Source organism: Leptolyngbya sp. FACHB-36, assembly GCF_014695955.1.
GTDB lineage: Bacteria > Cyanobacteriota > Cyanobacteriia > Leptolyngbyales > Leptolyngbyaceae > FACHB-36.
The window spans coordinates 1-4,965 of record NZ_JACJPG010000335.1; the positions used below are offsets into that span (position 1 = coordinate 1).

The following is a 4,965-nucleotide window of genomic DNA, read 5'->3' on the forward strand; positions in this document are numbered from 1 at the left end:
GCGATCGCGTCGGCGATCGCGCCGCCGCTCCCGGAGTAGGGAGGTTCTGCTGTACCGTTTTTCGTGACTTTGTTCGCGATTGCCTGCCGCAGCTCTTCAAGCAGTTCGGGGCTGTACTTGCCATCAGTCGGAAGCCCATAGGCTTTCTGAGCCGCTTTTACCGCCGCTTCAGTCTGCGGACCCTGGATACCATCGATCGGTCCACGATAAAAGCCCAGTGCAGCGAGTAATTGTTGGGTTTCCTCCGGCTCGTACACAATTAGCGTGAACGTTGCTGCTCGCATTGCTCCCAGATTGGAGCCATCCTGATTGGCAGCGTTGTACATCTGCCAGATTTGCGACAGTTCCGCCTCAATTTTACTGAGAGAAACATCCTTTGGGGCTTGCAACGAAACCAGGGGAGCAGATTGGGGTGCCATAGAAGTTGTTAGGTGTTAGTAATTAGCGATTAACGACTAATAACGATTCATAGTCTGCGCCAGCGGCGGGCATCGCGATTGATCAGCAGTTCGGCTTCAGCGGGTCCCCAGGTTCCAGCTTCGTACTGCGACACGGTGCTGGGGTCGGCGGGGCTGTCCCATGCGCTTAGGGCAGGGGAAACAATGCGCCATGCCGCTTCGACTTCATCGGCGCGAGTAAACAGGGTTTGGTCCCCCATCATGCAGTCCAGTAGGAGTCGATCGTACGCCTCTCCGCCCGCCACACCAAACGAGGTACCGTAGTCGAAGTCCATCTCCACCGGACGAGTCCGCAGGCTGGAACCGGGCATTTTGACTTCAAACCTCATGGAAATACCTTCATTCGGCTGAATCCGCATCGTCAGCACATTCGGGGTTACCTGCTGCGCGGCAGACTGGAAGATTAGGTAAGGCACTTCGCGAAACTGGATTGAGATTTCAGAAATCTTTTTAGGCAAACGCTTTCCAGTCCGCAGGTAGAAGGGCACGCCCTGCCACCGCCAGTTGTCAATTAGCAACTTCATCGCCACATAGCTTGGCGTGGTTGAGTCGGGCTTGACTCCCGGCTCCTCGCGATAGCCTGAAACGGCTTTGCCTTTCATCCAGCCAGCCGAATACTGACCCCGAACCGCAGATACATCCAGGTTATTAGGGTCGCCAAGGTGCATCGCTTGCAGCACTTTAACTTTCTCGGTACGGATACTGTCGGCGTCAAGGGAGTTTGGCGGCTCCATCACCGTCAAACACAGCAGTTGCATCAGGTGGTTCTGCACCATGTCGCGCAGCGCTCCGGCACTTTCGTAGTAGCCTGCTCGGTCCTCGACGCCTACAGTTTCTCCCACCGTGATCTGCACGTGGTCTACAAACTGACGGTTCCATAACGGCTCAAAAATCGCATTGGCAAATCGGAACACCAGCAGATTTTGCACCGTTTCTTTGCCCAGGTAGTGGTCGATGCGGTAGACCTGCTGTTCTTTACAGACTTGGGTTACCACCTGGTTAAGCGCTTGCGCCGACGCTAGATCGCGTCCAAACGGTTTTTCAATCACCAACCGCGTTTTAATGGGATCGTTCAGCATTCCTGCTGAACCCAACTGTCGGATTGCCTCTGGGAAGAAGTTTGGCGCAACTGACAGGTAAAACACTCGATTTCCCCGCGTGCCGCGCTTCTCGTCTAGCTCTTTGCACAACGTATTGAGGCGCTGGTAGCTGTCGGGATCGTCGATGTTACCCGGACAGTAGAACAAGCCGTTGGAAAAATCTTTCCACATTTCCTCGGAGCCAATGCCATCGGAGAACTCTTCGATGCCTTCGCGCATTTGCTCTCGGAAGTAGTCGTCGCTCCACTCGCGGCGGGCAACACCCACGATCGTCATTTCCGAGGGCATGCGCCGCTCTCGCTTGAGCTTGTACAGTGCCGGAACGAGCTTGCGTTTTACCAGGTCTCCAGATGCACCATAGAACACAATAATATTCGGCTCTGGAGTTCGCTCTTGTTGTAGACCAACGCGCAGGGGGTTTTCGAGCAGAGTGACCATAGGGGGAAGTGGGGGAGAAAAATTATGAATTTTGAATTATGAATTTTGAATATTGGTGAATTCGTAATTCAAAATTCATAATTCGTAATTTATACGGTTGCTAAGCGATCGACCTTTTCTTGCAGCGACTGCATCAGCGATTGGTAGGGCTGAACGAATTTCTCGATGCCATCAGTGAGGAGTTCATCCATCACTTCGTCGAGGTTGATGTCAATGTCGACGTCTTTGAGGCTCTCGATTAGAGTGTAAGCCTCTTCGACCCCAGTTTCTAGCCGATTGTCCACATTGCAGTGGTCAGCACAGGCTTCGATCGTCGATGGCGGCAGGGTATTGACGGTGTCAGGTCCCACTAGCTCATCGACATACATGACATCGCTGTAGTTGGGATTTTTTGTTCCCGTGCTTGCCCACAGGAGACGCTGCACATTTGCACCCTTGGCGGACAGAGCTTTCCAACGATCGTCCTGGATGATCTTCTTATATTCCTGGTAGGCAATTTTGGCATTGGCGATCGCCACTTTGCCTTTGATTGCTTCCAAGCGGGCGCGGACGTTTTGCTCTGGCACACCTGCTTTGGTCTTGGCGTCAATCTTGCCATCGATATTGGAGTCGATGCGGCTGAGGAAGAAGCTCGCAACCGAGGCAAGCTTGCTAATGTCCTGATGGCTGTTTTCGACGCGCTTTTCTAGACCGCGAATGTAGGCCCACGCAGTATTTATGTAGCTCTGCACCGAGAACAGCAGCGTGACGTTAACGTTGATCCCCTCGCTGATGACCTGCTCGACCGCAGGCAAACCTGCCGACGTACCAGGGATTTTGATCATGACGTTTTCGCGCCCGATTTGCTGATAGTAGCGACGGGCTTCTTCGATCGTCCGCTCCGTGCTGTGCGCAATATCTGGCGGCACTTCGATGCTGACGTAGCCATCCAACCCACCAGACTCGTCGTACACCTGGCGGAAAATATCGCAGGCGTTGCGGATATCATCAAAAATCAGCGATTCATAAATTTCCAGCAGCGGCTTTCCAGCTTTGATCCCAGCTTCAATATCCGCGTCGTAGATTTTGTTACCCGCGATCGCCTTTTCAAAGATCGCTGGGTTCGAGGTTAGACCTCGCAATCCCCGTGTTTCAATCAGGTTCTTCAAGTCGCCCGACTGAATTAGATCGCGGGTCAGGTTATCCATCCAAATGCTCTGACCAAACTGCTTAATCTCCAACAAATGATTCGTTACAGCTGTCATGATTACTCCTACGTAGTTCTTAGTGATTCGGTTGTAGCGGCTGGCAGTGAATGATTTGGTTTTAGTTGAATTGACCACTCACCACCAAGCAGCTAGTGACTAACGGCTTCTTCTTTCTGACGCGATCGCTCTTGAATAAACGATTCCACAAGAGAAACATCTTCGCGGCTGCCAATAATCAGCGGTGTGCGGGCGTGGAGTTTTTCGGGCACCACGTCCAGGATATCCTGCGTTCCGCTGCTGGCGCGCCCTCCGGCTTGCTCGATCAAGAATGCCAGCGGCGAGGTTTCGTAGAGCAGACGCAGCTTGCCTTCGGGCTTTTTGACCGTGCCCGGATACAGAAAGACGCCGCCCTGAAACAGGATTCGGTGAATGTCTCCTACAAGGGCACCGCTGTAGCGGGCAGTGTAGCCTTCGTGGCGATGGACGTAGCGGATGTAGTCGCGGATGGACTCGTCCCACTGCCAGAAGTTGCCTTCGTTGACGCTATAGACTGGTCCGTGATCGGGAATGCGAATGTCCTCGGTGGACAAGATAAATTCACCTAGGCTGGGATCAAGCGTGAAAGCGTGGACACCTCTGCCGATCGAGTAAACCAGCATTGTGCTGGGACCGTAGAGAATGTAGCCAGCAGCGAGCTGATTGCGCCCGTTCTGAAGCAGATCAGTCGCAGATCGGTCGCTATCGTCACCCTCTTGCTGACGGATGGCGAAGATTGATCCGACGTTGATGTTGATATCGACATTGGAGGAACCGTCGATCGGGTCGTACAGCAGCGTGTAGCGACCGATCGAGCAGTTTTCGGGAATATAGTAAGGGTTTTCCATCTCCTCAGAGGCAAGGCGGCAGACTAGGCCGCTCTGCTTAAACGCTGAGATGAACACTTCGTTGGCGTACACGTCCATTTTCTTGACGGATTCGCCCTGCACGTTGATCTCGCCCGTAAAGCCCAACGCGCCTTCCATCAGCCCTGCACGGCTCAAGCGCCGCGCAATCAGCTTTCCTGCTAGCGCAATCCGGTTCATGATCGCGCTGAGGTCTTGGGCATCCGGTGAAAAGCTCTGAAGCTGCTGAAATACGTGCCGAGAGAGCGTTGTACAGTCACGATCCAGCGCGTATTCACGATCTAACATCGGGTAGGCATCCACCACGATCGCCTCCTCCCTAGGGTTTGTTCGGGAACGATACTAAACTTTACTGATGTTTGACCGTTCCACCTTCTATCTTAGGAAGGCATTTCTAGATTGACTGCTACCTTTAGAACAACTACAGAAATGGACGTGAAACGTGGGGAGATCAGCACGCATCGCTTCCTATCCGTTTTAACGCTGATTTAGCGCTGATTGTCGTTCTGCATTGCTCACGCTTAACAGGTTGAGACTGGCTATCACCCCGGCTATTGTGGCTTGCATTGCTGAGACGCTATTAATTTTGACGCAGCGAAAACATGCCTAAGATTAAAGAGTGATCAACTCGCGTTACTGGTGTGACAAATTTTTATTGGCTTGACCAACTACAACCCAGCCATCGGCGATTGGTCGGAACGAAAGCACTCTGTTTGAGTCAGTTGCAGCAAAAAGGATATGCGATCGCGCCAAGCGTCGTGGTGTCGGCTCAAGTGTTCCGCCGCTTTTTAGACACGATCGACTGGCTGGAGCCGCTGTTCACTGATTTTTCTGACTCGTCGATACGCCTCGACATTGAAAACGCTCGCCAGCTTCAGGC

General features: G+C 52.9%; 4 protein-coding genes and 1 pseudogene. 1 reads left to right on the top strand and 4 read right to left on the bottom strand.

Annotated features, from left to right (window positions below):
* The 4 genes from H6F43_RS09540 to fbp all read right to left on the bottom strand — a co-directional run.
* On the bottom strand, positions 1 to 419 hold a 419-nt coding region (locus tag H6F43_RS09540; protein ID WP_190342554.1), incomplete at its 3' end, for a peptidoglycan-binding domain-containing protein.
* Between the two features lie 47 nt (positions 420 to 466).
* The gene (gene zwf / locus H6F43_RS09545; RefSeq protein ID WP_190342555.1) at positions 467 to 1,996 is read right to left on the bottom strand and encodes a glucose-6-phosphate dehydrogenase; all 1,530 of its coding nucleotides are present in this window, start codon (positions 1,994 to 1,996) and stop codon (positions 467 to 469) included.
* Positions 1,997 to 2,085: 89 nt separating this feature from the next.
* Positions 2,086 to 3,240, bottom strand: a complete 1,155-nt coding sequence (gene tal / locus H6F43_RS09550) for a transaldolase (RefSeq protein WP_190342556.1) — start codon at positions 3,238 to 3,240, stop codon at positions 2,086 to 2,088.
* 92 nt (positions 3,241 to 3,332) lie between these two features.
* On the bottom strand, positions 3,333 to 4,373 hold the full coding sequence (gene fbp, locus H6F43_RS09555; RefSeq protein WP_190342557.1) for a class 1 fructose-bisphosphatase: 1,041 nt from the start codon (positions 4,371 to 4,373) through the stop codon (positions 3,333 to 3,335).
* Between the two features lie 353 nt (positions 4,374 to 4,726).
* On the opposite strand from fbp, the pseudogene H6F43_RS09560 reads away from it, so the two are divergent.
* Positions 4,727 to 4,965 (top strand): annotated as a pseudogene (locus H6F43_RS09560) (PEP/pyruvate-binding domain-containing protein); the annotation flags it as partial.

Coding starts and splice junctions, on each gene's coding strand:
- zwf (WP_190342555.1), bottom strand. CDS start 1,996: ATGGTCACTCTGCTCGAAAACCCCCTGCGCGTTGGTCTACAACAAGAG.
- tal (WP_190342556.1), bottom strand. CDS start 3,240: ATGACAGCTGTAACGAATCATTTGTTGGAGATTAAGCAGTTTGGTCAG.
- fbp (WP_190342557.1), bottom strand. CDS start 4,373: ATGTTAGATCGTGAATACGCGCTGGATCGTGACTGTACAACGCTCTCT.